Source organism: Streptomyces sp. NBC_01788, from assembly GCF_035917575.1.
Taxonomy (GTDB): domain Bacteria; phylum Actinomycetota; class Actinomycetes; order Streptomycetales; family Streptomycetaceae; genus Streptomyces.
In genome coordinates, this window is sequence record NZ_CP109090.1 from 739,952 (window position 1) to 766,759 (window position 26,808).

The window sequence follows — 26,808 nt, forward strand, 5'->3', positions numbered from 1 at the left end:
AAAGGAGCCTCTGGAGGGGAGCGAGGTTTCACCGCGGCGCCCGTGGTCAGTCGGGCCGATGAGCCGTGTTCACGACACGGCGGCCGACCGGGTACCGCGGGCGCGCCGGGACCGGGAAGGAGTGGGAACAGTGAACTCGTCCGGCGACGTACCCGCCCCGCACACGCTGCGCGACTACGCCCTGCTCGCGGACGGCGAACGCGGCGCCCTGGTGGGACCGCGCGGCGACATCGTGTGGATGTGCGCGCCCGCCTGGGACAGCGACGCCGTCTTCGCCGCCCTGATCGGCGGCCCCGGCTGGTACACCGTCACGCCCGCCGAGCCGTTCGTGCACGGCGGCTACTACGAGCAGGGCGGGCTGATCTGGCGCAGCCGCTGGATCACGACCGGCGGCATCGTCGAGTGCCGCGAGGCCCTCGCCGTCCCCGGCGATCCGCACCGCGTCACGGTGCTGCGCCGGGTCATGGCCGTCGACGGGGACGCCCGGGTCGGCGTACGGCTTTACCCCGCGGCGGGGTTCGGCCGGCGTCCGCTGAGCGAGCCGCGCCGGGACGAGGAGGGCCGGTGGACGGGCCGGGCGGGCGAGCTGTACGTCCGGTTCACGGGCGCGCCCGGCGCCGAACCGGCGGGCCCGGACCACCCGGGGCTGCACGCGGAGTTGCGCCTGGCCGCCGGCACCCACCACGACCTGGTGCTGGAGCTCTCGGACCGGCCTCTTCCCGCACCCGAGCCGGCCGACCGGCTGTGGCGGGCCACCGGGACCGGATGGGCGGCGCGCGTGCCCGACCTGCGCGGCGCGCTGGGCGTGCGCGACGCCCGGCACGCGTACGCGGTGCTGAGCGGCATGTCGGGCCCGGGTGGCGGCACCGTGGCCGCCGCGACGACCAGCCTGCCGGAGCGGGCCGAGGAGGGCCGTAACTACGACTACCGGTACGTGTGGATCCGCGACCAGGCCTACATCGGCCAGTCCGCCGCGGCGACCGGCCCGTACGAACTCCTGGACGGCTCGCTGCGGTTCGTCACCGAGCGCCTGATCGAACACGGGCCCGGCCTCGCGCCCGCCTACACCGCGACCGGTGGGCCGGTGCCCGACCAGCGCACCCTCGACCTGCCCGGCTACCCGGGCGGCTTCGACGTGGTCGGCAACCGGGTCAACCGTCAGTTCCAGCTGGACGTGTTCGGCGAGAGCCTGCTGCTGATCGCGGCCGGCGTCCGCCACGACCGCATCGGCGCCGAGGCCTGGCGCGCCGCGCTCATCGCCGCCGACGCCATCGAGGCCCACTACCGGGACGGGGATGCCGGGATCTGGGAACTGCACAAGGACCGCTGGGCGCACAGCCGGCTGATCTGCGCGGCAGGGCTGCGTGCCGCCGCGTCGGCGGCGCCCGCGGGCAGCGCCGGGGCGGCAGCGCGGTGGGCGGCGCTCGCGGACCGGATCGTCGCCGAGACCGCCGCCGACAGCCTGCATCCGTCCGGCCGCTGGCAACGCTCCCCGTCCGATCCCCGTGTCGACACGGCGCTCCTGCTACCCGCCATCCGCGGCGCCCTGCCTGCCGACGACCCCCGCACCACGGCCACCCTGCGCGCGGTCCGCGCCGACCTCGTCCAGGACCACTTCGTCTACCGTTTCCGCCACGGCACGCGACCGCTCCAGGACGCCGAAGGGGCCTTCCTGCTCTGCGGGTTCGTCATGGCCCTGGCCGAGCACCAGCAGGGCGACGCCGTGGAGGCGGTGCGCTGGTTCGAACGCAACCGTGCCGCTTGCGGCCCCCCTGGCCTGTACGCGGAGGAGTTCGACGTGGCCCAGCGCCAGATGCGCGGCAACCTGCCGCAGGCGTTCGTCCACGCGCTGCTCCTGGAGGCCGCCACCACGCTGGCCGGGGCGGGCTGAGCCGTCCACGACCACGCCCGCCCCCTCCTCGCATCCTCGTTTGCCCGTGGGCATCGGCCGAGCACAGGACAGGAGCGTTTGACTGCCCCCCTCCCTCGAAGGGGAGGGGATTCCTGGCTCAGGCCGCCTCCTAGGTACGTTCCGACAGCGGCAGTGCGTGCTTGGTTCTCGCTCCACACGATCCGCAGTCCATGGTGCTGTGCACGGGATGCACCAGACGCACATCCCGCCCGTGCTTGCGGCCCATCTCGATCAGGGCCTGCTTGGTGGCACCGATCGCGGCGTCCGCCGCCTTGCGGGCCATCGACGTCCTGGCGAGGAACTTGGGCCGGAAGTCCTCCACCGCGATCACGTCATGGTCGCGCACCACCTTCTTCGCCCACTTGCGCCCCGTGTCCTGCCGCTGCCGGGCGATCTTCGCATACGCCTTCGCCCGCCACCGCTTCGCCTCCCGGTACCCCTTCGACGCGGCCTGCCCCTTCTTCGGCCTTCGGCGGGCCATCATCCGGTCGTACCGGCCCAGCTTCTCCTTCGCCCTCCGACCGTGCTGGGGATGGGGGAGGTCGTGGGCATCGGAGGTGGTGGTGGCGGTCTCCCGGACGCCCCAGTCGACGCCGATCACCGCACCGGTCGACGGGAGTGGCTCGATACGTGCGGGGACGACGAACGAGGCGTACCAACGGCCGAGGCCGTCGCCGTACACCCGCACCGAGGAGGGTTCGGCCGGGAGGGGACGGGACCACACCACAGTCAGAACGATCCCGCCCGCCAGATGCAGACGCCCGGAACCCGCGCCGGGTGTAGTTCAGTGTCGGGCCGGTCCCGTGCTTCCTCTTGTGCCGGGGCATTCCGGCCCGCCGCTTCAGCGGCAGCCGGTTCTTGATGTCCTTCAGGGCCTTCGCGCGGGATGCGGCGAAGTCACGGACGGTCTGTTGCTGCGGCACCGAGGCACCCGCGGCCAACCACGGCGTGACGGTACGGGCCCGGGTCAGCATCCGGTCCAGCCGGGCCGGACCGCACTCCTCACCCTCGGCCTGGGCCTTCCTGGAACGGGCCACGCACTCGTTCCACACCCACCGGCACCGTCCCCACTCCGCCTCCAGCCCCGCCCGGGCCGTGACCGACACCCGCAACCGGTAGGTGTACCGAGCACGTCCGCCCCCGTAAGCCTCCCCCGCTCCCATACCTGTCACCCCCGGCACTTGTCCCAATCACCGACACTCGCCATGCGACCGTACACACGACACCCGAACAACCACACCCCTCTCCTGATGCGGTCACCCCGCTCAGCGAATGCCGGTACACGCGTTCGCCTTCGTCCGGCTCCGCCGGGCAGGCCGTCAGGGCGCTCCGAGCCCCGGAATCCGGATGCGGCCGCGTTCCGCGCCGCTGTCACAGGATGCGATTCTCCCCCTCAAGCGGGAGGTACCCCCAACCCGGCGTGAACGCCGGGCCCTCCTCGCAAGAGATCGGGTGACCAAGCCCCGCGGATCGAGCCCCAAGCGGGAACGGCAGTACGAGCACATCAAGGACAGCCCGCTGGAGCGCGGCGAGAAGGTGGGGCGCGCCGAGGAGATCGCCGCCCGGACCGTGAACAAGGAACGCGCCCGGCAGGGGGAGTCGAGGACCGCCAGCCGCACGTCGGTCCAGGACATGTCCTCCTCCCGCCGCGGCGGGCAGCGCTCGCACAGCGGCGCCCGGGGCCCCACCTACGACCAGCTCTACAACGAGGCCAGGCAGCGCGACATCCACGGCCGGCGGCACCCCGCCACCCGGGCCGTCCAGGCCCTGCGCCACCTGCATTCTGGACGCCTCGGCGACTATCTGGCCTGGCTCGCCCTCGGCATCGCGGTGCTGTGCGCCGCGCTCGCCGCGCAGTTCTGAGCCCGGTCCTGAACGCATGCGGGACGCGGCGGTGTCATGACGCCGTGAAGTCCACTCCGCCGGCCGTGACGATCCTGGCGCCCATGTTGCGCTCCATCATCTCCAGGGCCGCCGCAGCCAGTTGGGGGTGGATGGACGCGACGGCGTCCCTCGGCACCGTGACCGACAGATGGCGGATGTGCGCGTCCAGGGCGGAGTAGAGCACGCACTGCTCGGTGACCTGACCGCACAGCACCACGTTCCCGATCTCCAGTTGCCACAGCAGATAGGACATGGGCGTCTCGTAGAAGACCGAATGGCGGGCCTTGACCACGAAGAGCGAGTCGTCGTCGGGCCGTATCGGCTCCACCAGTTCGGCATGCGGCCGGGCGAGCGCGGTCTCCACCAGCTCACCGTGGTGGGAGCGCCACAGGCCGAAGTTGTCGTTGGCGTAGATCACCGGCGCGTCGGCGGCGCGTGCCCGACCGATCAGGCTCGCCACGACGGGAACCACCCGGCGGGCGGAGGGCACGAGCAGTTCGGCGTCCTCGTGGTCGTACGTGTTGATCATGTCGATCACGATGAGCGCGCGTCCCTCCTGCCGCCTCCCCCGGTCCGTGGGCCCGGGCACCGCGTCCACCACCTCGTACGTCGGTCAGTCGCGGAGCTGTGGGAGGACCTTCGTGCGGTAGAAGTCGAAGAAGCCCTGCTGGTCCTTGCCGATCTGACTGACGTAGACCGTGTCGAACCCGGCCTCCACGTAGGCGTGCAGCCCCTCGACATGAGCCTCCGGATCGTCGCCGCACGGGACGGCCGACGCCACCTGGTCCTCGGTGACCAGCTCGGACGCCTGCTCGAAGTGCCGCGGGGTGGGCAGGACCTGCGGCAGCTCCCCGGGAAGCTGTTCGTTGGCCCACAGCCGGTGCGCGGTGCGCACGGCCTCCTGCGGGTCCGTGCCCCAGCACACCTTGAGCCCACCGCACACCGGTTTGGTGCCGCCGCCACCGCGCCGGAAGCGCTCGACGAGGGCGGTGTCGGGCTTCGTCGTGATCAGGCCGTCCCCGATCCGCGCGGCGGCCTCGGCGGCCTGCGGGCCGAAGGCGGAGACGTCGATGGGCACCGGCTGCTCGGGCAACGTGTACAGGCGGACGTTCTCCACGGTGTAGTGCTTGCCGCGATGGCTGGTCTGCTCGCCGGTGAACAGCTTCCGGATGATCTGGAGCGCCTCCTCCAGCATTTCCAGGCGCACCGAGGTCTCGGGCCACGGGCCGCCCAGGATGTGCTCGTTGAGCGCCTCACCGGTGCCGACCCCCAGCCGGAACCGGCCGCCGAACTGGACGGCGCTGGTGGCGGCCGCCTGCGCGATCACGGCGGGATGCGTGCGCACCAGCGGGCAGGTCGCCGCCGTCTCCACCGGCAGGGAGACCGCCTGGGAGAGGGCACCCACCACCGACCACACGAACGGGCTCTGTCCCTGGCGGTCGTTCCACGGGTGGTAGTGGTCCGAGATCCACAGGGAGGTGAAGCCGGCCTGCTCGGCCATCCTGGCCTGTTCGACGAGTTCTGCCGGGTTGTGCTCCTCGGACGACAGAAAGTATCCGAAGTCAGCCATCAGTGCTCCTGACCGATCGTTCCTCGGCTCTGCGACGGTGTTCCCGAGTACCCGGAACGGGCCGTGGCGCACGTCATGGCCGCAGGAACCGCCGGCACGGCGCTGCCACCGGCCCGGCGCGCTGCCAGCAGGAAGCCCAGCACCTCATACTTGCGCGATCACGCAAGTACGGGGTTATGCTGCTGGACGGCGGCAGGAGGCGCCTCGTCGTCCCGTCCCATGCGCTCCAGCGCGCCGAAGTGCGCACTGCCGCACGCCTCCGTCGCACGGAAAGAGGGAAGGAGGGCTGATGATGAAGGCTCTGCCGCACCCGCGCGACGGCGCCGGCACCGCCGTCCTCGGCGTGCTCGCATTCACCACGCTGGAGATGACCGTCCTGGCCACCGCCCCGGCGGCGTACCGTCCGGTCATCAGCGGCGCCCTGCTGGGAGCGGCCGTCACGGCGTTCGCCCTGCTCGCAGTGGTGCTGCGCGCGGACCGCAAGGCCACTCGGCAAGCTCGCCGCCGCGTTCTCGAGGTGATGGACGAGTCGTCGTTGACCTCCCGCGCCCTGGAGGGCTTCCCCATGGAAGCGGTCCGGCCCCTTCTGCTGGGGCCGAGCGCGCCCTCCCTCAACCACCTCTGCATCGCGTGGGCCTACGCCGCCCGCGGCCATGACACCGCCTGGCTCGTACGCCACCTGGGTCTGTCCGCGGAGCTGGCCCGATTGCTGACCGACGCCGCTGCCGCCCGCCTGCGGGACTGACCACGGCCGCCGGCGCCGTCCCGTGAGGGATCAGCAGCGCCCACGGGATCCGGACGCGGCACCCCGGAGCGCCTTCAACCGGCGGAAGCGACAGCGGAACTCGCCGCCGGTCGGAGCGGAAGGCGTCAGGTGCCGCCCTGGACCAGCAGGGCGATCCGGTCGGGGTCGAAGTCCACCCAGCGTGAAGAGGCGCACCCCGACAGCCTCAGCCGGCACATGGTGCCCCCGTCCGGGCCGGTCCACCATCCGGTGACGGTGCCCGGCCACGTCCACCCGGCCCCGTCACCCACCTCGACCGGCCGGTAGGTGGTCCGGACCTGCGCTTCCGGCGGCGACGGGCATCCCCCGGCCAGTTCTTCCAGCAGGCCCTCGGCCGTGGTTGTGCCCGGCATGGCTCCGCTCCTCCCGAATCTCTCGCCCCTGTCGCCCTGTTGGGCAAGTGACCGCTTGTCCCCCGAGGGGGTCGTGCGATCACCCCCAGTCGCCGCCGAAGTCACCGCCGCCGTCCGACCCGAGACCACCGTCGAATCCCCCCGCGAAGTCGGAGTCTCTGAAGTCCGCCCCGGAGAAGTCGCCGCCGTCCGGCAGATCGGGGGCGGACGGGACGCCGTCGCCGGAGCCGGCGAAGGCGGAGGGCGCGCTGAGCAGGCTGCCCAGCAGCGTGCCGGCGAGCAGGCCGCCGACCACCGCGCCCGCGCCGCCGAAGTAGCCGCCGGCCCACGGCGCGTACGCCGGGCCGGCGTTCCAGTACGGCTGGGCGCCCTGGCCGGTGTCGACCATGCGCGTCATCGGCTGCCCGCCCTGGGTGACACGGGCGGCGTCCTCCGCACAGGCGGGGACCATCCGCGGCACGCCGCCGGGCGGGCACCAGTTCACATCGTCGGCCGAGGGACCGTGACGGGGGTCGAAGAAGCAGGGCACACGACGCTCGGGCAGGGGGGTTCCACCGCGGCGGGCGGCCAGGGTGGCCAAGGCGAAGCGGCCGTCGGCCAGCGTGGCGGTCACCGGCTGCACGTCCTGCGGCCTGACCGCGGCGGCCATCTGCTGTTTGGCCAGCTCATAGGCGTCGAGAGCGTGGGAGTAGTCGTTGCGCATCTCATCGGTGGCCCCTGGCTCGGACGGGGAGAAGGCCAGCCGGTCCAGTTCCTCGCCGAAGGCGGTGATGTCCTCGTCCACCACCACCCGCAGCGCCTCCAACTCCCTCTGCTCCGTCTCCCGCCGCTTCCTCGCCCGCCGGTACAGCGCGTATCCGCCCCCGGCCGCCCCGGCCGCGAGCAGGCCGCCGACCAACAGCCCGCCGCTGCCGGAGCCGCCCTCACCGCTGTCCTTCCAGGACGCAGGGGCGTGCCCCTTCGCCTGCTTGACGGCCTGGTCGACGAACACGTTCAGCTGTGTCTCCGCGTCCGAGGCGTAGGAACGCTGCACCGCTCCCCGGAGGTTGTCGACGGCGCTCTGGGACAGCACCTGATGGTCCGCCTTGGCGTTGAACAACTCGCCCAGGCGCACGGCGTACACCCCGCTGATGCCGGTGAGTGAGCGCAGGTCCGGCATCAGGGACGCCTGCGGATAGTCGGCGGACCGGGGCAGCACCGCGACGAAGACCGGCTTGTCCGCGGCCTCGATCTTCGCAGCGAGCTTGTCGGCGGCGGACTTCGGCAACTCCCCCGCGGCCCGCGGGTCGACGTACACCGGCCCCTTCTTGAACGCGTCGGCCACGGCCCCCGTGCCGGCGTCCGCGGCCGACGGCGCGCCGAAGGCCGGCGGGGCAAGCCCCACAAGAGCTGTCACACCCACGGCGGCGAGGGCCCGGGCGAAGCGAGACCGTGGCGAAACAGGCATGGATGAGACCTCCTTGTGGGGGAGCGACCGCCCCGCATCCGGAACCACGTCGGTGTGCGGAGGGAACGAGCGAACCCCAACACTTGTTCAATTGCGCAATAGAAGAAGTATGCCAGACGGCACTACGCGCAGGCGGAGTTCGGCACGAGCGTCAGCGACTCAGTTGACGCACGGCACGCCGCCCGCCTTCACGGCGGGACCCGAGTCGGCGGGCGACGACGAGCCGGACTCCGTTGCGGCGGGTGACGATGCCCGCGGGCCGGGCAGCGCGAAGTTCTCGCCCAGGGTGACCAGGACATGGCCGACGGGCACAGCCGAACCGGCGGCGGGGGCAGCGGCTTTGAACCGATCGGCGATCTGCTGCGCCGCCTGCTGAGCACCGGGGCCGTATGCGACGGTGGTGGCGGGCTGCGCTGCCGCGTTGCCGGTCGTACCGGCCGTGTAGCCGAGGCCGGCCAGGTAGGACAGCGCGGCGGAGGCCTCGCCCTCGGCGCCGTTTCCGTTGTGTACGTCGACGGTGGCGGGGGCGACCTTGGCGGCGCCCGCCGCGGTGGCGGTCGGCGACGGGGTCGCGCCGAACTCCTGCCGCACCATCGCCTTGATCTTCTCCGGGTCGACCAGGTTGACTTCCTGGCCGTTGCGGGTCGCGAAGCCCTCGATGGGCAGGGTGTGGAACACGACGTTTCCGCCGGTGAGGTTGGTGGCCTGCTGGGCGAAGTCGAGGACGTTCCAGGAGCTGTCGAGGACGATGTCCTTCTTCACCGCGTCGAACAGGCCCTGCAGCTTGGACGGGCTGCTCCACACCCCCTGGCTCTTGAGCTGGTGGGTGACGCTGGAGATGAAGGCCTGCTGCCGGCGGGTGCGGTCCAGGTCCCCTGCGTCCAGGCCGTGCCGCTGACGCACGAAGGCCAGGGCCTGCCGGGCGTTCAGCCGCTGCACGCCCGCCGGGAAGTCCGCTCCCGAATAGCGGTCCTCGACCGGGTGGTTGAGGCACACCGTGATGGGCTGCAGGACCTTGGCGATGTCATAGAAACCCAGCAGGTTGACCTCGGCGAAGTGGTCGATGGGCACGCCGCTGAAGTCCTGCACCGTCGCCAGCGTCGCCTCGCGTCCGGCCTCACGGCTCCTGGCCTCCAGCTCGGCACCCTTGACCCCCTGCCGGGCGTACTTGTCGTGGGCGCCGGTGTAGGCGTTGCCGTAGGCCTCCTTGATCTTGAAGTGGCCCTGCACGGAGCCGTCCCCGTTGAGGGTCTGCACGTAGTCGTCGCGGGGTATGGAGAACGCCTGGACCCTGCCGCCACCGGCGGGGATGTGGATGAGGATCAGGGTGTTGGTGTTGTAGTAGCCGATACTGCTGGATCCGGCGTGCAGTTCGCGTTGCACGAACTTCCGGGGCAGGTCGTTGCCGTTCATGTCCTTGCGCGAATCCAGGCCGATCAGCAGCAGGTTCACGGCGTTGTCCAGGCGCGGAGGCGCCTTCTTGCGCACCGCGTCCAGCGCGTCGGACGTCGTGAGCCCATTGATCAGGGTGTGGTACGCGTACCAGGTCGCTCCGCATCCCAGCAGCAGGGCCGACGAGACCGTCCACACCACCACGCGCAGCGTGCGTATCCCCAACGACCTTCGCCCACCGCGGACAGCGGCGCGGCGCCGACGGCGCCCCGTGGACTCAGACACGGGCCCTCCCCACACCGGTCCGGAGGACGGCCACCGCCGACACGACGACGAGCACGGCACACTCCGCGGCGGCCATCGCCGGGAACGCCTCCACGGCCCAGCGCACCAGTCGCGTGGCAGGCGGACCGCCGGATGTCAGCGCCCATCCGGCCGTGACGACGGCCACGGCCAGAACCGGCAGCGGGGCCACCCACCCCAGGAAGCGACCGCGGGCCGCCAGCAGAGCCGCGAGGAGTGCGCCTGCCGTCGCCCCGGACACCACGCCCCAGCCGGGACCGTGATCCGTGACGGCATCCACCGCCGCCCCCAGCAGCGTGGGGCCCGCCAGTGCCGCGGCGGCGACGCCGATCCCGGGCCCGCCGGCCCGGGACGCGCCACCTGTTCCTCGCTGCGGACGCCGCCTGCGCGACGCACCCCGGGACGGCGCGCGCCCCCCGGCACCGCGCTGCTCGATCACTCGCGCCTGCCCCGGCGGGCGGCTCCGCCCTTGTGTACCGACGGCACCGACGGTCCGTTCCTGCTGATCACGCATACGTCCGCTCTCGCTGATCCTGGAATGCGGCGACGGGTCCCGGTCGTCGTCGACATCGTCGCCCTGCCACCCGTGAGACGAAGAAGTGGCGCCAATAGTTGCACGGTCGCGCAAGTGAGCAATCATTCCGAGGTCGCTACGCCTCTCAACTGTGCCAAATGCGGGCATTTTCCCGACCGGTTCGGAGAACTAGTTGCGTTCATACGCAAGTAGTGGGCTACCATGTGGGACGTTCGAAGGCAGCAGGCACCTCGTTCGGTGAGGCGTCTTCACGGACACAGGCCACTGATCCCACCCGTCGAGAGACGCTCCGGATCAGGACAGGTCTCCCCGAACCAAGGGGTGACCCCAAGTGGCTTCCCCGCGAGGGGATCACGCCGTGGAGTGCCAAAGCTCTGACGAGTTGGGGTGAGCCGGGATCCGCCCGGTCGCTCCTTGCCGAGTCGTACGGCGCACCGCGCGCCCCGGCAGGCGCTGCGCGCCCTCGCCGACAAGGGAATCACCGTCAAGGTCGTCACCGGCGACAACGAACTGGTCGCCGCCCGGGTCTGCGCCGACGTCGGCATCGACGTGGGCGAGGTCGTCACCGGAGCCGTCATCGACGGCCTCGACGACGGCCGGCTGACCGAACTCGTGGCCCGCACCACGGTCTTCGCCAAGGTCAACCCGGCGCAGAAGGCACGTATCGTCCGCGCTCTGCAGCACGACGACCACACCGTGGGCTTCCTCGGCGACGGAATCAACGACGCGGCCGCGCTGCGCGAAGCGGACGTCGGCATCTCCGTCGACACGGCCGTCGACATAGCCAAGGAGTCGGCCGACATCATCCTGCTGGAGAAGGACCTCACCGTCCTCGAACAGGGAATCGGCCTGCAGCCGCTGCCCATGAGCTACTTCCCGTGGCTGATCGGCACACTGCTGGCGTACTGCGTCCTCACCCAGCTGGTGAAGACCTGGTTCATCCGGCGGTTCGACAGCTGGCTGTGACCTGCCCACCGGCACTGTGCGCGGCCGCGCTTGCACTGCCCCCGGACCCATCTGGTTGGCTGTCCCCCGTCGGGCAGTCACCCGGGAACGAGGAGCGAGATGCGCGCGGACGTCCAACAGGTCGCCGACGGCACCTATCTGGTGCACGGCAGCAGCACGAACTGGGTGATCCTGACCGAGGGCGACTCCGCCACGCTGATCGACACCGGCTACCCCGCCGACCGGCAGCAGTTGCTCGACTCACTGACAGCGGTGGGAAGTTCGCCCCAGGCGGTGGCGGCCGTGCTGCTCACCCACGCGCACAACGACCACCTGGGCTCCGCCGAGTACCTGCGCCTCACCCACGGCACCCCGGTACATCTGCACGAGGCCGAACTGCCGCACGCCCGGAGGGAGTTCCTGCACCAGGTGACCGTCGGGCAGGTGCTGCGCAACGGCTGGCGGCCCGGCGTGCTGCCCTGGGCGGTGCACGCGCTGCGCCTCGGCGGCACCGCCCACGTCCCGGTCGCCGCGCCCGAGCCGTTCCCGGCCGAGGGACCACTGGACCTGCCGGGGCGGCCCCTGCCCGTGCACACGCCCGGCCACACCCGGGGCCACACCGTCTTCCACCTGCCGGACACCGGCGTGGTGGTCTCCGGCGACGCCCTGGTCAGCGGCCACCCCACCTCGCGGCTGACCGGACCGCAACTGCTGCCCGACATGTTCCACCACCAACGCGCCCAGGCGCTGGACTCGTTGGACCGGCTCGAACACCTGGAGGGGGACCTGCTGCTGCCCGGCCACGGCCCCGTGCACCGCGGCCCGGTGCGGCAGGCGGCGCTGCGGGCCCGGGAACGCGCCCTCTAGGGTTCCTGCCATGGGCTTGCAGATCAGCGCCACCAACCCGGAGCACCCCGCGCTCCTGCTCGAACTGCCGTGGCGGACACCGCTGGAGGAGTGGCCCGAGGAGTACCTCGTGCCGCTGCCGCGCGGCATCTCCCGGCACGTGGTGCGCTACGCCCGCGCCGGCGAGGAGGTGATCGCCGTCAAGGAACTCGCCGAACGCCCGGCGCTGCGCGAGTACGAGCTGCTGCGCGACCTGGACCGGCTCGGCATCCCCGCGGTGGACGCGCTGGGCGTGGTCACCGGCCGCACCGACGGCGCGGGCGAGCCGCTGGAACCGGTGCTGATCACCCGGCACCTGGGCGGTTCGATGCCGTACCGCTCGATGTTCGAGACCACGCTGCGCCCGGCCACCATGCACCGTCTGATGGACGCCCTGGCCGTCCTGCTGATGCGGCTGCACCTGGCCGGGTTCGCCTGGGGCGACTGCTCGCTGTCCAACACGCTGTTCCGGCGCGACGCCGGCGCGTACGCCGCCTATCTGGTGGACGCCGAGACCGGCGAGCTGCACCGGCGGCTGAGCCCCGGGCAGCGGGAGTACGACCTCGACCTGGCCCGCGTCAACATCAGCGGCGAGCTGCTCGACCTGGAGGCGTCGGGGGCGCTGCACCCCTCGGTGGACCCGATCGAGTTCGGCACCGAGATCTGCGCCCGCTACCGGGGGCTGTGGCAGGAGCTGACCCGTACCTCGGTCTACCCGGCCGGCAAGTACCACTACATCGAGCGCCGGATCAGACGGCTGAACGACCTCGGCTTCGACGTGGCCGAGATGCAGATCGAGAGCTCCGCCACCGGCGACACGGTCACCTTCGTGCCCAAGGTCGTCGACGCCGGCCACCACCAGCGGCAGTTGCTGCGCCTGACCGGCCTGGACACCGAGGAGAACCAGGCGCGGCGGCTGCTGAACGACCTGGAGAGCTGGATGGCCACCCAGGACGACTACGCTCCCGGCGCCGGGCGTCCGCACGCCGCCCGCCCGGAGGTGCTGGCGCACCGCTGGGTGCGGGAGGTGTTCCGCCCCACCGTGCGGGCGGTGCCGTCCGAGCTGCGCGGCGCCATGGACCCGGCCCAGCTCTACCACGAGCTGCTGGAGCACCGCTGGTACCTGTCCGAGCAGGCGCAGCACGACATCGGCCTGGGTACCGCCGTGCAGGACTACGTCAGCAACGTCCTGCCCGGGGCGCGCGAGGCCCCGGGCACGACGTCCGGGTGAGTCACGGGTGCGGGACGACCGCCACCGGGCAGCCGGCGTGGTGCAGCATCCCGCTCGCGACGGAGCCGATGCGCGCTCCCACCGCCGTCCGGCGTGCCCGGCGTCCCACGACCAGGAGTTGGGCGTTCTCGGCCGCGGCCAGCAGGACCTGGCCCGCGCTGCCCATCTCCACGTGCTCGACGACGGGGACGTCCGGGAAGCGCTCCCGCCACGGCTGAAGCGCCGCGCCCAGCGCCTTGCGCTCGTAGGGCTCCAGGCCGCCGGCCTCGTCGAGCAGCCGGAGCGAGCCGGGGCTGTAGGCGAAGACCGGCGGCAGCGTCCAGGCCCGTACCGCCCGCACCCCGGCGCCGCGCGCGGCGGCGGTCGTGAACGCGAACTCCAGGGCCGCCGCGCTGTCCTCGGGGGCGCCCTGCTGGCCCACGACGACCTCCCGGCCCGCGGCCTCGGCGGCGGGGCGGTCCCCGGCGCGCACCAGGAGGACCGGCCGCTCGGTGCCGGCGATCACCTGCTGTCCCACGGAGCCGACCAGGAACCCGACGAGAACACCCCGTCCGCGCGAGCCGAGCACCAGCGTCTCCGACTCGGCCGCCGCGCCGAGCAGAGCAGGCACGGGATCGTCCTCCAGGGCGTCGGCGGTCACGTCGAGACCCGGGTGGCGCTCGGTGACGGTCCTCGCGGCCTCGGCGACCGACTCGCGCAGCCACGCCTGCTGGGTGTCCCGGTCGCCCACGTCGAAGGCGTCGTGCACCTCGTGGCGCCAGGCCCGCACCACACGCAGCGGCAGCCCGCGGCGCTCGGCCTCCCGTGCCGCCCACGCCAGTGCGGCGAGGCTCTCCTCCGATCCGTCCACCCCTACCGTGATCGGGCGCGTCATGCCGTGTTCCTCCCTGTGTGGTGAGCCGGTTCCCGGTCCAGTCTCCCCCACCGGCCGATCACCGGAGCGGGCGGTGGGTGCGGCCACGAGCGGTGAGGCGGCGAGCAGCCCCGTGCGCGCGGGCCGGTGTCTGTACCGCGCCGGGTGCGCTCGTGGCGACGGCGCGGGCGCCGAGTCGTCAGGCGGGCTGGACGGTGACTGTGCAGAGGCGCTTGGTGGCCCGGGTCAGGGCTACGTACAAGTCCCTTTCCCCACCGGGGCGGGCCGTGATGATTTCCTCGGGGTTCATCACGACGACCCCGTCGAATTCCAGGCCGCGTGCTTCGGACGCCGGCACGATGCGTGCGTGGTGAGCGATGCCCCGGGCCGTCAGCTCGCTCACCCTGGTGTCCGCGCAGATCACTCCCAGAAGCTCGCCCGGGTGCGCGGTGCTCTGGGCGCGGAGTTCCTGAACGGCGGCGGTGACCAACCCGTCCGTAGGTGTGGTCACGGTGCGAGGGCGCTCACCGCTTCGCAGTGACCGTGTGGGTTTCTGGTCCGGAGCGATCCGCGTGAGCAGGTCCCGGACGCTCTCCAGGATCTCCTGTGTGGTGCGGTAGCTGACGGTCAGGTTGTGCAGTTTGAACCGCGGTCCGACGTGGGGGCTCAGTGCTTCCTTCCAGTCGCGTGCTGTCGCGACCGGCCCTGCCTGGGCGAAGTCACCCACCAGCGTCATCGCCCTTGCCGGGCAGCGGCGGACGATCATCCGCCACTGCATGGCGGTCAGTTCCTGCGCCTCGTCGACGACGACGTGCCCGTACGTCCGCTCAAAGGGGCCGTCGACCAGGCTCGCCGCCTCGTCCAGCAACGGCACATCGGCATCGGTCCACGGGTCGTCCGGACCGCGCAGCAGAAGGGACCGCTCCTGCGCGGTCAGGCGGGGCAGGCGCTCGGCGAGAGCGCCGGCGTTCGTCAGGAGCCCCTTCACGAGGTCGCCGGGTACCAGCCGCGGCCACAACACCTCGACCGCCCGGTCGACGCCGGCGTCGTCGAGGAGATCTGCTCGGACGGCGTCCAGGTCCAGCTCGTGGACCGGACCTGGGGCGGCCGCACCTTCGGCACGACGCTGGGCCGCTCCCGTGAACCGGTCGAGGTCCATGCCCGTCATCCTTTCGGCATCGGCGTCGATCTGCTCCAGGAGGTCGCCCATGTCTCGTCGCATCGCGTCGGTGACGGCGTCGACCAAGAGCTCCTTGAACACCTGGCGCGCGGGGTTGTGCCCCGGTGCGGCTGCCACGGCGGCGTCGCGTGCCGTGGCGACTTCCTCGCCGGACAGGTGAACCAGTTCCTGTCCGACCCGCACGGTGAAGTCACCGGCGGGGGCTTGGTGGACGCGCAGCAGGCCGGCCAAGGCGTCGGCGAGGTCGGAGCTGCCCTTGAGGCGCGCCGTGTCGAACGGGTCCACCGTGTCCGTGGACACTCCGGCCAGTTCCCGGCAGGTCGCCAGAACGACGTCGTTCTCTCCGAGCGAGGGAAGGACCTGGGAGATGTAGTCGAGGAACCGGGCGTTCGGGCCCACCACCAGGACACCCTCCTCCGCGGCGCGCGGGAACGCGTACAGGACATAGGCCGCCCGGTGCAGGGCGACCACCGTCTTGCCGGTGCCGGGCCCGCCCTGCACCACGGTCACCCCGCGGTGGGCGGAGCGGACGATCTCGTCCTGCTCGGCCTGCAGCGTCGCGACGGCCGCGTGCATCCTGCCCGTGCGCCGTGCCGACAGAGCCTCGGTCAACGGGCCGTCCCCCACGACGTCCTCGTCGGTCGGCGCGGTCCCGTCCAGCAGTTCGTCGCTCACCGAGATGACCGTGCGCTCCTCGAGGCGCAGGTGCCGGCGCCGCCGCAGGTCCATCGGGTGGACCGGTGTCGCCTCGTAGAAGGGGCGCGCCGCGTTCGCGCGCCAGTCCACGAGCAGAGGCAGGTCATCCTCCTCCGTGTGCAGTCCGATCCGCCCGATGCGCAGGGCCGTGCCGTCCGTCCAGTCGATGCGCCCGAAGACCAGCCCCTTTTCGGCGCCCTCCAGCCGGCCGATTTCCTTGGTCAGACGCTCGGCGGCGATTTCTCTCTCGTATGCCTCACCGGCGCTGTCCGCCGGGGCCTTCAGCACACTCGCTCGGTGTACTCGCGCCTCGGAAATCCGCTCGGTGAGCAACTCATACAAGGAGGACACATAATCCTGCTCCGATTCGACCGCACGCACAGCGGAATCATTCATTTCCGACAACAGGGGGCTCCTTCGATTCGAGCCACACCATACGGTCAGAGTTCCCTCAAGATAAGTCTTGACTTACTTGGTGAAGCCATGTCCCTACGACCGAATTCATGACGGCTGGCCGTATGACGCATCAGGCATTCCGCCGTTCCGTATATCGCTGATTGCTCTGCCCACTGAATGACGACGGGCGCGTCGCGCGTCCAATAAACCCGGGCTTTCCGGGGCCCGCCGGCGCCGGCGCTCCCGGCCCGGCGCAAGGCAGCGAAACGGGACGGGCGCACATACGATGGGCAGGAGCCGGCGCGGTGGCGACGGGGGCGCACCGGGACGCCCATCCCCGAGCACGCGGGGTGACAGCCGCATGACACAGGCCCAGGAGCAGGCGCGGACCGTCATCATGACCGTGGACGACGATCCGGGGGTGTCCCGCGCCGTCGCCCGCGATCTCAGGCGGCGCTACAGCGGTGCGTACCGGATCGTGCGCGCCGAGTCCGGTGAGTCCGCGCTGGACGCGCTGCGCGAGTTGAAGCTTCGGGGCGATCCCGTCGCCGTGATCCTGGCCGACTTCCGCATGCCGCGGATGAACGGCATCGAGTTCCTCGAACGGGCCCTGGACATCCATCCGGGCGCCCGGCGGGTGCTGCTGACCGCGTACGCGGACACCGACGCGGCGATCGACGCGATCAACGTGGTCGACCTCGACCACTACCTCCTCAAGCCCTGGGACCCGCCCGAGGAGAAGCTGTACCCGGTCCTGGACGACCTGCTCCAGGTCTGGCGGAGCAGCGACCACCGGCCGGTGCCGAGCACGAAGGTGGTGGGGCACCGCTGGTCGGCGCGGTCCTCCCAGGTGCGGGAGTTCCTGGCCCGCAACCAGGTGCCGTACCGCTGGTACTCCTCGGACGAACCGGAGGGCGGGAGGCTGCTGGCCGCGGCCGGGCAGGACGGTCAGCGGCTGCCGCTGGTGGTCACCCCGGACGGCACCCCGCTGCTGGAACCGGAGCCGGCCGAGCTGGCGGCCCACGTGGGGCTCGCGACGACACCGGCGGCCGAGTTCTACGACCTGGTGGTGGTCGGCGGCGGCCCGGCCGGGCTCGGCGCGGCCGTCTACGGGGCCTCCGAGGGACTGCGGACGGTGCTCGTGGAGCGTTCGGCGACCGGCGGCCAGGCGGGGCAGAGCTCCCGGATCGAGAACTACCTCGGCTTCCCGGACGGCGTCTCCGGCGCCCAGCTCACCGACCGGGCCCGGCGGCAGGCGACGCGGTTCGGCGCGGAGATCCTGACCGCGCGCGAGGTGACCGGCCTTGAGATCTGCGGGGCGGCGCGGAGCGTGCGCTTCTCCGACGGTTCGGCGGTCTCCGCGCACAGCGTGATCCTGGCGACCGGCGTGTCCTACCGGCAGCTCCCGGCGGCCGGTGTGGAGGAGCTGACCGGCTGCGGGGTGTTCTACGGTTCGGCGCTGACCGAGGCGCCCTCCTGCCAGGGGCAGGACGTCTACATCGTCGGCGGCGCCAACTCCGCTGGGCAGGCGGCGATGTACCTGGCCCGGGGCGCGAAGTCGGTGACCCTGCTGGTGCGCGGGGCGTCGCTCGCGGCGTCGATGTCGTACTACCTGATCCAGCAGATCGACGAGGCCCCCAACATCACGGTCCGCACGGGCACCGTCGTGGACGCCGCGCACGGCTCGGGCCACCTGGAGAAGCTGGCCCTGCGCGACACCGTCACCGGGGAGAGCGAACTCGTCGACGCGCAGTGGATGTTCGTGTTCATCGGGGCGGCGCCGCGGACCGACTGGCTGGACGGCACGGTGCTGCGGGACGGGCGCGGGTTCATCCTGTCCGGGCCCGACCTCACCGCCGACGGGCGGCCGCCACCGGGGTGGGAGCTGGACCGGCCGCCGTACCACCTGGAGACCAACGTGCCCGGCGTGTTCGTCGCCGGTGACGCGCGGGCGGAGTCCGCCAAGCGGGTCGCGTCCGCCGTCGGAGAGGGAGCCATGGCCGTGTTGCTCGTCCACCGTTACCTGGAGCAGTCGTGAGCGGGTCACCGATGCCGTGCAGCGCCGGTGAGATCGGCTCGCTGTTCCTGTTCGAGAAGCTGCGTCCCGAGCAGCTGGGCCGGCTGTGCGCCGAGGGGCGGGTGGAGAGGTACGAGCCAGGCCCGGTGTACACCGAGGGCGAGCCGGCCACCTGCTTCTACGTGATGATCGAGGGGACGGTGGTGCTCTCCCGCCGGGTCGGCGGCGACGACGTGGAGGTCAGCCGGACCTCGCAGCGGGGGGTGTACTCGGGCGCCATGCAGGCGTATCTCGGGGACCGGCTGCGGCAGGTCTACATCAACTCGATGCGGGTCACGGAGCCGACCCGGTTCTTCGTGCTGCCCGCCGACGCGTTCGCGGACATCATGCGGGAATGGTTCCCGATGGCGGTGCACCTGCTGGAGGGGCTGTTCTTCGGGTCGAAGAGCACCCAGGCGGCCGTCGGGCAGCGGGAGCGGCTGCTGGCACTCGGCTCGCTGTCCGCCGGGCTGACCCATGAGCTGAACAACCCCGCGGCGGCGGCCGTACGGGCCACCGCGACGCTGCGGGAACGGGTGGCCAAGATGCGGCGCAAGCTCGCCGTGATCGCCGAAGGGCCTTTCTCCCGGGACCAGTTGACCAACCTCATCGAGATCCAGGAGCGTACGGCCGAACGGGTCGCCAAGGCCCCGGACCTCAGTCCGCTCCAGGCCGCCGACCGCGAGGACGAGCTCACCGACTGGCTGGAGGACCACGGCATCGACCAGGGCCCGCAGCTGGCACCCACCTTCGTGCAGGCGGGGCTCGACGCCGACTGGCTGGACCAGGTCGCGGCGGCCGTCGACGAGGAGATCCTGCCGGGCGCGGTGGGGTGGCTCAACTACACGGTGGAGACGGAACTGCTGATGGACGAGATCGCGGACTCCACCACCCGGGTCTCCCGGCTCGTGGACGCCGCCAAGCAGTACTCTCAGCTGGACCGCGCCCCGTACCAGGTCGCCGACGTGCACGAACTCCTCGACAGCACCCTGCTGATGCTGTCCGGCAAGATCGGGCCGCGGATCGAGGTCGTCAGGGAGTACGACCGTACGCTGCCGCGGATCCCCGCCTATCCGGCCGAACTCAACCAGGTGTGGACCAATCTGATCGACAACGCGGTGTGCGCCATGGACGGCGCGGACGGCGCGGGCACGCTGACCGTGCGGACCGCGCTCCACGACGACCGGCTGCTGATCGAGTTCCGGGACACCGGCCCCGGGGTGCCGCCGGAGATCCGGGACCGCATCTTCGACCCGTTCTTCACCACCAAGCCGGTCGGCCGGGGCACCGGCCTCGGCCTGGACATCTCCTGGCGGATCGTCGTCAACAAGCACCACGGCGCCATCCGCGTGAAATCGGTGCCCGGCGACACCCGGTTCCAGGTGCTGCTGCCGCTGAACGCCGCGGACGGCGACGGACCGGCGGCGGCCGGACCGCCGCCCACCGCCGGGGCACGCCCGACCTCCGAGGAGCCGACATGACCCGTGACACCGGTATCGACCCCCGTGTGCCGCCCAGCGGCACCGGCTGCGCCGAGTGCGACGCGGCCGGCGGCTGGTGGTTCCATCTGCGGCGCTGCGCCCGTTGCGGCCACATCGGCTGCTGCGACGACTCCCCCAGCAAGCACGCCACCGCCCACCACCGGGCCACCGGGCACCCGGTGATCCGCAGCTACGAGCCGGGCGAGGGCTGGTTCTGGAACTACGACACGAACGAGCTCTACGAGTCCGGCCCCGAACTCGCCCCGCCCGAGAGCCACCCGAAGGACCAGCCGACCCCGGGCCCGGCGGGCCGCGTCCCAGCCGACTGGGCGGACACACTGCGCTGAACCACGCGCCATCCCGCATGCCCCGATGCCCCGCCGAAGGCGGGGCATCCGCTGTGCCCTGACGGTACCGGTGGGTGAACCCGGTCCCTTGGCGGACGGTGCTTCCCCCATCCACCCCACTCAGTGATCGGCGGGCGGGCAACTGTGTGTCGGCCGAGGAGACGTGACCGGATGGGAGAGGGTTGTTCTGCCCGGATGTGGCCGCACTCGCACGGTTCGCCGCGCGGACGGAGACGGAAGAGGAATCGGATGGCCTCACGAACGGTGTGCAGCGGCGCGGTACTCGGAGCGCTGGTGCCGGCCCTGCTGGCGGGTCCGGCGCAGGCGGTGCACCACCGGCCCGGCCCGGCGGCGCCGGACGCGCTGCCCGCCCCGGACACGGCGGCACTCGGCACCCTCCTGCGCACGGCGCTGAAGCACGGCGCGCCGGGGGCGATGGCGCGGATCGACGACCACCGCGCCTCCTACGACGACCACGCGACGGTGTACAAGGCCATGGAGGGCGTCGCCGACCGCGGGACCGGGGACTGGATCAGCACGGCTGACCGGTTCCGCATCGGCAGCGTCACCAAGACCTTCTCCGCGGTGGTACTGCTGCAACTGGCCGCCGAGGGCCGGGTGAGACTCGACGACCCGGTCAACCGCTACCTGCCGGGGCTCCTGCCGGACGACCGGATCACGGTGCGGCACGTGCTCAGCCACCGCAGCGGTCTGTACGACTACACGAACGAGTTGTTCGCCGGCACCGTGTCCGGCTTCGAGGCCGTGCGCACCAAGGTCTTCACGTACCGTCAACTGCTCGCCCTGTCCCTGGAGCACCCGCGCACCCAGGCGCCCGGCGCCTCCTACGCCTACTCCAACACCAACTTCGTGGTCGTCGGCCTGCTCATCGAGAAGCTGACCGGCCACCCGGTGCGCACCGCGTACGAGAACCGCGTCATCAAGCCGCTGAAGCTGAGCGACACCTTCTACGTCCATCCCGCCACGACGATCCCCGGCCGGCACGCGCGCGGCTACCTCACCCCCGACGAGGCCGCGTCAGCCCCGGTGGACGCCACCGAGCAGACGATGTCCTGGGCGCAGAGCGCGGGCGCGCTCATCTCCAGCACCCGCGACCTCAACACGTTCTTCTCCGCGCTGCTGGGCGGCCGGCTGCTTCCGCCCGCCCAGTTGGACCAGATGGAGCGGTGGATCCCCGCGGGCACCGGCCAGGCGTACGGGCTCGGGCTGCGCCGCCGGGACCTGTCGTGCGGGGTGTCGGTGTACGGGCACACCGGCGCCGTACAGGGCTACTACACCTACGCGTTCACCAGCAAGGACGGCAGGCGCAGCCTGGCCGCACTCGCCAACACCTCCAACAACGGCGCGGTGCGGCTGACGATGCTGCGTACCCTGGAGTCGGCGTTCTGCGGCAAGCAGGCGAAGGCGCGCGGCGCCGCCCACCTGCCGGGCACGGCGATGGAGAACGACCTCACGCAGTGATCTTGGCGGAACGGCTGCCTCCGGGCCAGGATGCCCGCATGAAGGGTGACCTGTTTTCCAGTGAGTACGTAGTGGGCCCCGCGACCGCGCCCGGCATGACCGTCGAGAACTCCAAGTGCGTCAAGTACACGGTGGACGGCGAGATGTTCGCCCGCCAGGGCTCGATGGTGGCGTACCGCGGCGACCTGCGGTTCGAGCGCAGGGGCCAGGGCGTCGGCGGCATGCTCAAGCGCGCGGTCACCGGGGAGGGGCTGCCGCTGATGACCGTGCGGGGGCAGGGTGAGGCCTGGTTCGCTCAGGAGGCCCTGAACTGCTTCGTCGTCGAGGTCGACCCGGGTGACGAGTTCACCGTCAACGGCCGCAACGTGCTGTGCTTCGACGCGACCCTGTCGTACGAGATCAGGACGGTGAAGGGTTCGGGCATCGCGGGCGGCGGGCTGTTCAACAGCGTGTTCACCGGGCAGGGCCTGCTGGGCCTGGTGTGCGAGGGCAGCCCGCTGGTCATACCGGTCACGCCGCAGCAGCCCGTGTACGTCGACACGGACGCGGTCGTCGGCTGGACCGCCCACCTGAGGACGTCACTGCACCGCTCGCAGTCGTTCGGCTCGATGCTGCGCGGCGGGTCCGGCGAGGCGGTGCAGCTCATGCTGGAGGGTGAGGGCTACGTCGTCGTCCGGCCGAGCGAGGCCACGCCGCACCGGCCCCAGCAGCACTGAGGGAAAGCAGGCCCTCCTCGCGGAACGGATGCGGCGGACCTGTTGACCTGCGCGACCCCGGCAGGTGAGGGTCGGGGCGGCGCGGATCACCAGCCGCGCCGGAAAGGTGGACTGCCTTGATCGGCATCTCGGAGATCGAAACCGCCGCCGAGCGGATCGCCGGACACGTCGTGCGCACCCCGACCGTGCCGAGCCCCGGCCTGTCCGCGCTGCTCGGCGCCCCGGTGACCGCGAAGCTGGAGCTGTTGCAGCGCACGGGCTCCTTCAAGGCGCGCGGCGCCACGGCGCGACTGCTGTCGCTCGACGAGGCGGAGCGTGCCGCGGGCGTCGTCGCGGTCAGCGGTGGCAACCACGGGATCGCGCTCGCCGTGATGGCCGCCGCGCTGCATGTGAAGGCCACCGTCGTGATGCCGCGCTCGGCGCCCGCCCGGTCCGTCGCGATCGCCGAGGCGGCCGGGGCGTCGGTGCGGCTGACCGACGGCATGGACGAGGCGTTCGCCACGGCCGCGCGGCTGCGGGACGAGGGGCTCACCCTGGTCCATCCCTTCGACGACGAAGTGGTGGTCGCCGGGCAGGGCACCGTCGGCCTGGAGCTGGCCGCCGATGCCGGGGAGCTGACCGACGTGCTCGTCAGCATCGGGGGCGGCGGGCTGATCGCGGGCGTCGCCGCGGCGCTGCACGCGCTGCGGCCCGGCGTGCGGATCTGGGGCGTGGAGACCGAGGGAGCCGAGGCCATGTCCGAGGCGCTGGCGTCCGGCGGCCCGGTCCCGGTCGCCCTCTCCTCGATCGTGACGACGCTGAGCGCCCCGACGGTGTCGAGGCTGACGTACGACCATGTCCGCGCCCTCGTGCACGAGGTGCTCGTGGTGCCCGACCGGGAGGCCGTGCGAGGCAGCCTCGACCTCGCCGAGCACGCCAAGGTCTGGGCCGAGCCCGCCGCGGGCTCCCTGCTGCCGGCCGCCCGGCGGGTACGGGAGCGGATGGGCCCGGACGTCCAGCTCGGCCTGGTGGTGTGCGGGGGCAACGCGGCGGTCGCCGACGTCATGTCCTGGGCGGACCGGTTCGGACTGCGCTGACCAGCGCCGGCGGTCCGGCCGTCGCCGCACGGGGAGATTGCTCCGAACGGCCGGGCATCTCGCGCGGATCAGGGGTACCAGAGGGGTCTACGTCCCGCAGTCGTCCTCGGAGGGCCGAATTCGTGAACGCCATGGTGCGCAAGAGTCTGGTGGTGCAGTTGCAGGCGCACGGCATGGAACGCTTCCCCGTGCTGGCGCACCTGGATTACGAAGCCGACGACCCGTTCGCCGTCACGATCGTCTTCGCGCACGACGGGCGGGTGCTGGCCCGGTGGAAGGTGGACCGGGGCATGCTCGACGAGGGGCTGAGAGAGCCGGTCGGCGTCGGCGACGTCCGCTTCCGCCCCGTCTCCGACGGCCTGTCGGAGGAACTGCGCATGGAGTTCTTCGGCGACGCCCACGCCGACGGAGGGCGGCAGCACGCGACGGTGTTCGTGTGGGCCGCCGCCGTCGGGGCGTTCCTGAGGGAGACCTACGCCTTGGTGACGCCGGGCGAGGAGGACGCCGGTGTCGACGACTTCCTCGCGGAGGTGCTCACCGGAAGCTGAGCGAGGCCGCCGTCGCCGCCGCCGCACCGGATGATGCGGCGACGCCGGGTCCGCTCCGGCTCCCGGCGGCCGGGGCCGGCCCGAACGCCGGGCCGGCGCCTGTGTCCCGCGGATTCCCGCGGCCGCCCGCTGCTACCAGCGGGCTTCCACCTGGTCCTTGATCCGCCGCTCGTAGAGGTCCCGGATCGCCGCGAGCGTCTCCTCGCCCAGCGGGGGCAGCTTCGCGGCGGCGGCGTTGGCACGGGCCTGCTCCGGCGAGCGGGCTCCCGGGATGACCGTGGTGACGCCGGGCTGCTGGATGATCCAGCGCAGCGCGAGCTGGGCCGGGGTCCAGCCCTCGGGGGCGAGCGCGGCGAACTCGGCCGCGGCCTCCACGCCCGTCGCGAAGTCGACGCCGGAGAAGGTCTCGCCCTGGTCGAAGGCCTCGCCGTGCCGGTTGTAGGTGCGGTGGTCGTCGGCGGCGAAGACGGTGTCCTTGGTGTACTTGCCCGACAGCAGCCCGGAGGCGAGCGGGACCCGGGCGATGATGCCGACGCCCGCCTCCCGCGCCGCGGGCAGCACCTCGCGCAGCGGCTTCATGCGGAACGGGTTGAGGATGATCTGCACACTGGCCACGTTCGGCCGGGCGATCGCCGTCAGCGCCTCGGCGCAGGTCTCCACGCTGACGCCGTAGGCGGCGATCCGCTCCTCCTCCACCAGGGTGTCCAGCGCGTCGAACACCGCGTCGCTGGAGTACACGGAGGTGGGCGGGCAGTGCAGCTGCACCAGGTCGATGCGGTCGATGCCCAGGTTGCGCCGGGAACGGTCGTTCCAGGCGCGGAAGTTGTCCAGGACGTAGTTCTCCGGGATCTGCTCGACGCGCCGGCCCATCTTGGTGGCGACCAACGCGTGGTGGTCCGGCCGGCTGCCGAGGAAGGTGGCGATGGCCGACTCGCTTCGCCCGTCGCCGTAGACATCGGCGGTGTCGAGGAAGGTCACCCCCGACTCGGCGGCCGCCTCCAGGACGGAGAGGGCTTCCTTGTCGTCCACGTCGCCCCAGTCGGCGCCCAGTTGCCAGGTGCCGAGCCCGACGACCGACGCGTGCTGGTGCGACCTGCCGAATTCACGTTCGTCCATGACGACAGTCTGTCATCAGGCGTCCACCCGCGCGGAGCGGGCCGCTCCGGGGCCGGTGCCCCGTGTGCGCGGCCGGCGCGGCTACCCGGCGGCCGCCGCGCGGCACTCCGGGTGGCCCCAGCCCTGGTCGTTGCGCGCGATGGACTCGCCGGCCGCGTAGGGGCGGCCGCACACGCAGCGGCCGGGGAACTTCGCCTTGATCGTGCGGGACGACGAGTCGCCGGTGCGCGGCCGTGCCGTCTTGGTCCCGTTCGTGCGACGGCGCGGGGCGGCGGACACGGGGGCGGAGGGCGGCGGCTCCGGCGAGCCGAGGGCGCTGCCCGCGGACTGCTGCGCGCTCGCCGCCTGGCTGGCCGCCCGGTCCGCGAAGTCGTTGAGCGGGTCGCCGTCGACCTGGTGGGCGGGCACATAGCGGAAGTCGACCGAGCGGCCCTGGAGCAGCTCGTCGATCCGCACGACCAGCTCCTGGTTGGCGACCGGCTTGCCCGCGGCCGTCTTCCAGCCGTTGCGCTTCCAGCCGGGCAGCCAGGTGGTCACGGCCTTCATCGCGTACTGCGAGTCCATCCGCACCTCGAGCGGCACGTCCGGGTCGGTCGCAGTCAGCAGCCGCTCCAGCGCGGTGAGTTCGGCGATGTTGTTGGTGGCGGTGCCGAGCGCTCCCGCCTCCCAGCGGACCGGGCTGACGGCGTCGTCCGAGACGACCCACGCCCAGCCCGCCGGACCCGGATTTCCCTTCGACGCCCCGTCGCAGGCGGCCACCACACGTTCACGCATGGGCTCGATCATGCCACGGCCGGACGCGCCCTCCGGACCGTCGTCTAGGACACGTCCGCGGCCTGCGGCCTCTCCCCCTGGGTCGTGGTGATGTCGATCACCGAGAAGTTCGCACCCTGCGGGTCGGTGAGTGCCGCGAGCCGGCCGAAGGGGCTGTCGTGCGGGCCGAACCGCAGCACACCGCCCCGGCGGGTCGCGGTGGCGACCGCGTCGTCGCAGTCCGCGACGGTGAAGTAGACGTTGATGTACGACGGCACCTCGGGCGGGAAGTCCTCCGACATCCTCATGCGGCCGAGGACCGGATCGCCGCCCACGTCGAACACGCGGAAGTCGATCGCCTCGTCCTGGAGCTGCTTGGCGGTGTAGCCGAAGACGTCGCAGAGGAAGGAGTCCGCCTTCGCGGGCTCGCGGGTGAACAGCTCCGCCCAGCAGTAGGCGCCCGGCACCGCGACCGCCTCGAAGCCCTCGTGGATACCGCCCTGCCACACACCGAACACGGCGCCGCTGGGCTCCCGGGCAAGGCACATGGTGCCGAAGTCCCCGACCTGCATGGGCTCCATCAGCACCTCACCGCCGTGTTCGCGGATCCTGCCGGCGGTGGCGGCGGCGTCCGGCGAGGCGAGATACAGGCACCACTGCGACTGCCCCTCCTGTCCGGGCATGGGCGGTACGACGGCGGCCACCGCCTTTCCGTCCGCGTAGGCCTGGGTGTAGTTGCCGTACTGCGACGAGGACTCCCCGAAGGTCCAGCCGAGGACGTCGCCGTAGAAGCTCTTGGCCTCCTCGACGTCGCTGAACATCGCATCCGCCCAGCAGGGGGTTCCCTCGGGTCGTACCGCCATGACC

General features: G+C 72.0%; 23 protein-coding genes, 2 pseudogenes and 1 riboswitch. Of the genes and pseudogenes, 13 read left to right on the forward strand and 12 right to left on the reverse strand.

What is annotated here, in order from left to right; translation table 11 throughout:
* Nucleotides 1-130: 130 nt before the first annotated feature.
* Entirely contained in the window at nucleotides 131-1,891 is a 1,761-nt protein-coding gene (locus OIE49_RS03520; protein ID WP_326801018.1) for a glycoside hydrolase family 15 protein, read from the forward strand.
* Nucleotides 1,892-2,024: 133 nt separating this feature from the next.
* Here the strand turns inward: OIE49_RS03520 and OIE49_RS03525 are convergent.
* Nucleotides 2,025-3,075: pseudogene (locus OIE49_RS03525) on the reverse strand (RNA-guided endonuclease InsQ/TnpB family protein); the annotation flags it as partial.
* 289 nt (nucleotides 3,076-3,364) lie between these two features.
* Between OIE49_RS03525 and OIE49_RS03530 the strand changes: the two are divergent.
* Nucleotides 3,365-3,649 (forward strand): annotated as a pseudogene (locus OIE49_RS03530) (plasmid stabilization protein); the annotation flags it as partial.
* A gap of 160 nt (nucleotides 3,650-3,809) precedes the next feature.
* On the opposite strand, the gene OIE49_RS03535 reads toward OIE49_RS03530, so the two are convergent.
* Nucleotides 3,810-4,385, reverse strand: coding sequence for a cysteine hydrolase family protein (locus OIE49_RS03535; protein WP_326801019.1), 576 nt, complete (start codon nucleotides 4,383-4,385; stop codon nucleotides 3,810-3,812).
* Nucleotides 4,386-4,409: 24 nt separating this feature from the next.
* A complete protein-coding gene (locus tag OIE49_RS03540) occupies nucleotides 4,410-5,366 on the reverse strand; it encodes an LLM class F420-dependent oxidoreductase (protein WP_326801020.1) in 957 nt (318 codons plus the stop codon).
* 289 nt (nucleotides 5,367-5,655) lie between these two features.
* Here OIE49_RS03540 and OIE49_RS03545 point away from each other — a divergent pair, with 289 nt between their 5' ends.
* Nucleotides 5,656-6,111, forward strand: a complete 456-nt coding sequence (locus OIE49_RS03545) for a hypothetical protein (RefSeq protein ID WP_326801021.1) — start codon at nucleotides 5,656-5,658, stop codon at nucleotides 6,109-6,111.
* A 125-nt stretch (nucleotides 6,112-6,236) separates the two neighbouring features.
* Here OIE49_RS03545 and OIE49_RS03550 read toward each other — a convergent pair whose 3' ends face one another.
* The 4 genes from OIE49_RS03550 to OIE49_RS03565 all read right to left on the reverse strand — a co-directional run bounded on the left by OIE49_RS03550 (nucleotide 6,237) and on the right by OIE49_RS03565 (nucleotide 9,925).
* Nucleotides 6,237-6,503, reverse strand: a complete 267-nt coding sequence (locus OIE49_RS03550; RefSeq protein WP_326801022.1) for a hypothetical protein — start codon at nucleotides 6,501-6,503, stop codon at nucleotides 6,237-6,239.
* Nucleotides 6,504-6,582: 79 nt separating this feature from the next.
* Entirely contained in the window at nucleotides 6,583-7,950 is a 1,368-nt protein-coding gene (locus OIE49_RS03555) for a hypothetical protein (protein WP_326801023.1), read from the reverse strand.
* 159 nt (nucleotides 7,951-8,109) lie between these two features.
* Nucleotides 8,110-9,567 carry an LCP family protein gene (locus OIE49_RS03560; RefSeq protein WP_326801024.1) on the reverse strand — a complete coding sequence of 486 codons (1,458 nt, stop codon included), beginning with the start codon at nucleotides 9,565-9,567 and terminating at the stop codon, nucleotides 8,110-8,112.
* A 52-nt stretch (nucleotides 9,568-9,619) separates the two neighbouring features.
* Nucleotides 9,620-9,925 (reverse strand): hypothetical protein, encoded by a 306-nt coding sequence (locus tag OIE49_RS03565; protein WP_326801025.1) that lies wholly within the window; start codon nucleotides 9,923-9,925, stop codon nucleotides 9,620-9,622.
* A 477-nt stretch (nucleotides 9,926-10,402) separates the two neighbouring features.
* A riboswitch (M-box (ykoK) riboswitch) is annotated at nucleotides 10,403-10,574 on the forward strand.
* 20 nt (nucleotides 10,575-10,594) lie between these two features.
* Between OIE49_RS03565 and OIE49_RS03570 the strand changes: the two genes are divergently transcribed.
* The 3 genes from OIE49_RS03570 to OIE49_RS03580 all read left to right on the forward strand — a co-directional run bounded on the left by OIE49_RS03570 (nucleotide 10,595) and on the right by OIE49_RS03580 (nucleotide 13,241).
* On the forward strand, nucleotides 10,595-11,146 hold the full coding sequence (locus OIE49_RS03570) for an HAD-IC family P-type ATPase (protein WP_326801026.1): 552 nt from the start codon (nucleotides 10,595-10,597) through the stop codon (nucleotides 11,144-11,146).
* Nucleotides 11,147-11,245: 99 nt separating this feature from the next.
* Nucleotides 11,246-11,992 (forward strand): MBL fold metallo-hydrolase, encoded by a 747-nt coding sequence (locus OIE49_RS03575; protein WP_326801027.1) that lies wholly within the window; start codon nucleotides 11,246-11,248, stop codon nucleotides 11,990-11,992.
* Nucleotides 11,993-12,002: 10 nt separating this feature from the next.
* A complete protein-coding gene (locus OIE49_RS03580; protein ID WP_326801028.1) occupies nucleotides 12,003-13,241 on the forward strand; it encodes a DUF4032 domain-containing protein in 1,239 nt (412 codons plus the stop codon).
* A gap of 1 nt (nucleotide 13,242) precedes the next feature.
* Here OIE49_RS03580 and OIE49_RS03585 read toward each other — a convergent pair whose 3' ends face one another.
* Nucleotides 13,243-14,115: a universal stress protein gene (locus OIE49_RS03585; RefSeq protein WP_326801029.1), complete on the reverse strand. Its 873-nt coding sequence runs from the start codon at nucleotides 14,113-14,115 to the stop codon at nucleotides 13,243-13,245.
* A gap of 178 nt (nucleotides 14,116-14,293) precedes the next feature.
* Entirely contained in the window at nucleotides 14,294-16,258 is a 1,965-nt protein-coding gene (locus OIE49_RS03590; protein ID WP_401738481.1) for a HelD family protein, read from the reverse strand.
* Between the two features lie 469 nt (nucleotides 16,259-16,727).
* On the opposite strand from OIE49_RS03590, the gene OIE49_RS03595 reads away from it, so the two are divergent.
* The 7 genes from OIE49_RS03595 (at nucleotide 16,728) to OIE49_RS03625 (ending at nucleotide 24,072) form a co-directional block, all read left to right on the forward strand.
* Nucleotides 16,728-18,404: an FAD-dependent oxidoreductase gene (locus OIE49_RS03595; RefSeq protein WP_326801031.1), complete on the forward strand. Its 1,677-nt coding sequence runs from the start codon at nucleotides 16,728-16,730 to the stop codon at nucleotides 18,402-18,404.
* An 11-nt stretch (nucleotides 18,405-18,415) separates the two neighbouring features.
* Nucleotides 18,416-19,903, forward strand: coding sequence for an ATP-binding protein (locus OIE49_RS03600; protein ID WP_401738564.1), 1,488 nt, complete (start codon nucleotides 18,416-18,418; stop codon nucleotides 19,901-19,903).
* On the forward strand, nucleotides 19,900-20,250 hold the full coding sequence (locus OIE49_RS03605) for a UBP-type zinc finger domain-containing protein (protein ID WP_100571261.1): 351 nt from the start codon (nucleotides 19,900-19,902) through the stop codon (nucleotides 20,248-20,250). The genes OIE49_RS03600 and OIE49_RS03605 overlap by 4 nt, the downstream gene beginning before the upstream one ends.
* A gap of 249 nt (nucleotides 20,251-20,499) precedes the next feature.
* Complete coding sequence (locus OIE49_RS03610; protein WP_326801033.1) at nucleotides 20,500-21,732, forward strand: serine hydrolase domain-containing protein; 1,233 nt, start codon at nucleotides 20,500-20,502, stop codon at nucleotides 21,730-21,732.
* Between the two features lie 38 nt (nucleotides 21,733-21,770).
* A complete protein-coding gene (locus OIE49_RS03615) occupies nucleotides 21,771-22,448 on the forward strand; it encodes an AIM24 family protein (RefSeq protein WP_326801034.1) in 678 nt (225 codons plus the stop codon).
* Between the two features lie 116 nt (nucleotides 22,449-22,564).
* On the forward strand, nucleotides 22,565-23,524 hold the full coding sequence (locus tag OIE49_RS03620) for a threonine/serine dehydratase (RefSeq protein WP_326801035.1): 960 nt from the start codon (nucleotides 22,565-22,567) through the stop codon (nucleotides 23,522-23,524).
* A gap of 122 nt (nucleotides 23,525-23,646) precedes the next feature.
* Nucleotides 23,647-24,072: an SsgA family sporulation/cell division regulator gene (locus OIE49_RS03625; protein ID WP_100571258.1), complete on the forward strand. Its 426-nt coding sequence runs from the start codon at nucleotides 23,647-23,649 to the stop codon at nucleotides 24,070-24,072.
* 132 nt (nucleotides 24,073-24,204) lie between these two features.
* Here the strand turns inward: OIE49_RS03625 and OIE49_RS03630 are convergent, their stop codons facing one another.
* The 3 genes from OIE49_RS03630 to OIE49_RS03640 all read right to left on the reverse strand — a co-directional run bounded on the left by OIE49_RS03630 (nucleotide 24,205) and on the right by OIE49_RS03640 (nucleotide 26,804).
* The gene (locus OIE49_RS03630; RefSeq protein WP_326801036.1) at nucleotides 24,205-25,188 is read right to left on the reverse strand and encodes an aldo/keto reductase; all 984 of its coding nucleotides are present in this window, start codon (nucleotides 25,186-25,188) and stop codon (nucleotides 24,205-24,207) included.
* 81 nt (nucleotides 25,189-25,269) lie between these two features.
* Nucleotides 25,270-25,974, reverse strand: a complete 705-nt coding sequence (locus OIE49_RS03635) for a ribonuclease H family protein (RefSeq protein WP_326801037.1) — start codon at nucleotides 25,972-25,974, stop codon at nucleotides 25,270-25,272.
* Nucleotides 25,975-26,006: 32 nt separating this feature from the next.
* Nucleotides 26,007-26,804 (reverse strand): VOC family protein, encoded by a 798-nt coding sequence (locus tag OIE49_RS03640; RefSeq protein ID WP_326806129.1) that lies wholly within the window; start codon nucleotides 26,802-26,804, stop codon nucleotides 26,007-26,009.
* Nucleotides 26,805-26,808 lie beyond the last annotated feature (4 nt).

What these genes read in the sequence shown, in the direction of transcription:
- OIE49_RS03585 (WP_326801029.1), bottom strand. Translation starts at nt 14,115, where the DNA reads ATGACGCGCCCGATCACGGTAGGGGTGGACGGATCGGAGGAGAGCCTC.
- OIE49_RS03615 (WP_326801034.1), top strand. Translation starts at nt 21,771, where the DNA reads ATGAAGGGTGACCTGTTTTCCAGTGAGTACGTAGTGGGCCCCGCGACC.
- OIE49_RS03540 (WP_326801020.1), bottom strand. Translation starts at nt 5,366, where the DNA reads ATGGCTGACTTCGGATACTTTCTGTCGTCCGAGGAGCACAACCCGGCA.
- OIE49_RS03610 (WP_326801033.1), top strand. Translation starts at nt 20,500, where the DNA reads ATGGCCTCACGAACGGTGTGCAGCGGCGCGGTACTCGGAGCGCTGGTG.
- OIE49_RS03595 (WP_326801031.1), top strand. Translation starts at nt 16,728, where the DNA reads ATGACACAGGCCCAGGAGCAGGCGCGGACCGTCATCATGACCGTGGAC.
- OIE49_RS03600 (WP_401738564.1), top strand. Translation starts at nt 18,416, where the DNA reads ATGCCGTGCAGCGCCGGTGAGATCGGCTCGCTGTTCCTGTTCGAGAAG.
- OIE49_RS03575 (WP_326801027.1), top strand. Translation starts at nt 11,246, where the DNA reads ATGCGCGCGGACGTCCAACAGGTCGCCGACGGCACCTATCTGGTGCAC.
- OIE49_RS03640 (WP_326806129.1), bottom strand. Translation starts at nt 26,804, where the DNA reads ATGGCGGTACGACCCGAGGGAACCCCCTGCTGGGCGGATGCGATGTTC.
- OIE49_RS03580 (WP_326801028.1), top strand. Translation starts at nt 12,003, where the DNA reads ATGGGCTTGCAGATCAGCGCCACCAACCCGGAGCACCCCGCGCTCCTG.
- OIE49_RS03630 (WP_326801036.1), bottom strand. Translation starts at nt 25,188, where the DNA reads ATGGACGAACGTGAATTCGGCAGGTCGCACCAGCACGCGTCGGTCGTC.
- OIE49_RS03550 (WP_326801022.1), bottom strand. Translation starts at nt 6,503, where the DNA reads ATGCCGGGCACAACCACGGCCGAGGGCCTGCTGGAAGAACTGGCCGGG.
- OIE49_RS03635 (WP_326801037.1), bottom strand. Translation starts at nt 25,974, where the DNA reads ATGATCGAGCCCATGCGTGAACGTGTGGTGGCCGCCTGCGACGGGGCG.
- OIE49_RS03545 (WP_326801021.1), top strand. Translation starts at nt 5,656, where the DNA reads ATGATGAAGGCTCTGCCGCACCCGCGCGACGGCGCCGGCACCGCCGTC.
- OIE49_RS03555 (WP_326801023.1), bottom strand. Translation starts at nt 7,950, where the DNA reads ATGCCTGTTTCGCCACGGTCTCGCTTCGCCCGGGCCCTCGCCGCCGTG.
- OIE49_RS03605 (WP_100571261.1), top strand. Translation starts at nt 19,900, where the DNA reads ATGACCCGTGACACCGGTATCGACCCCCGTGTGCCGCCCAGCGGCACC.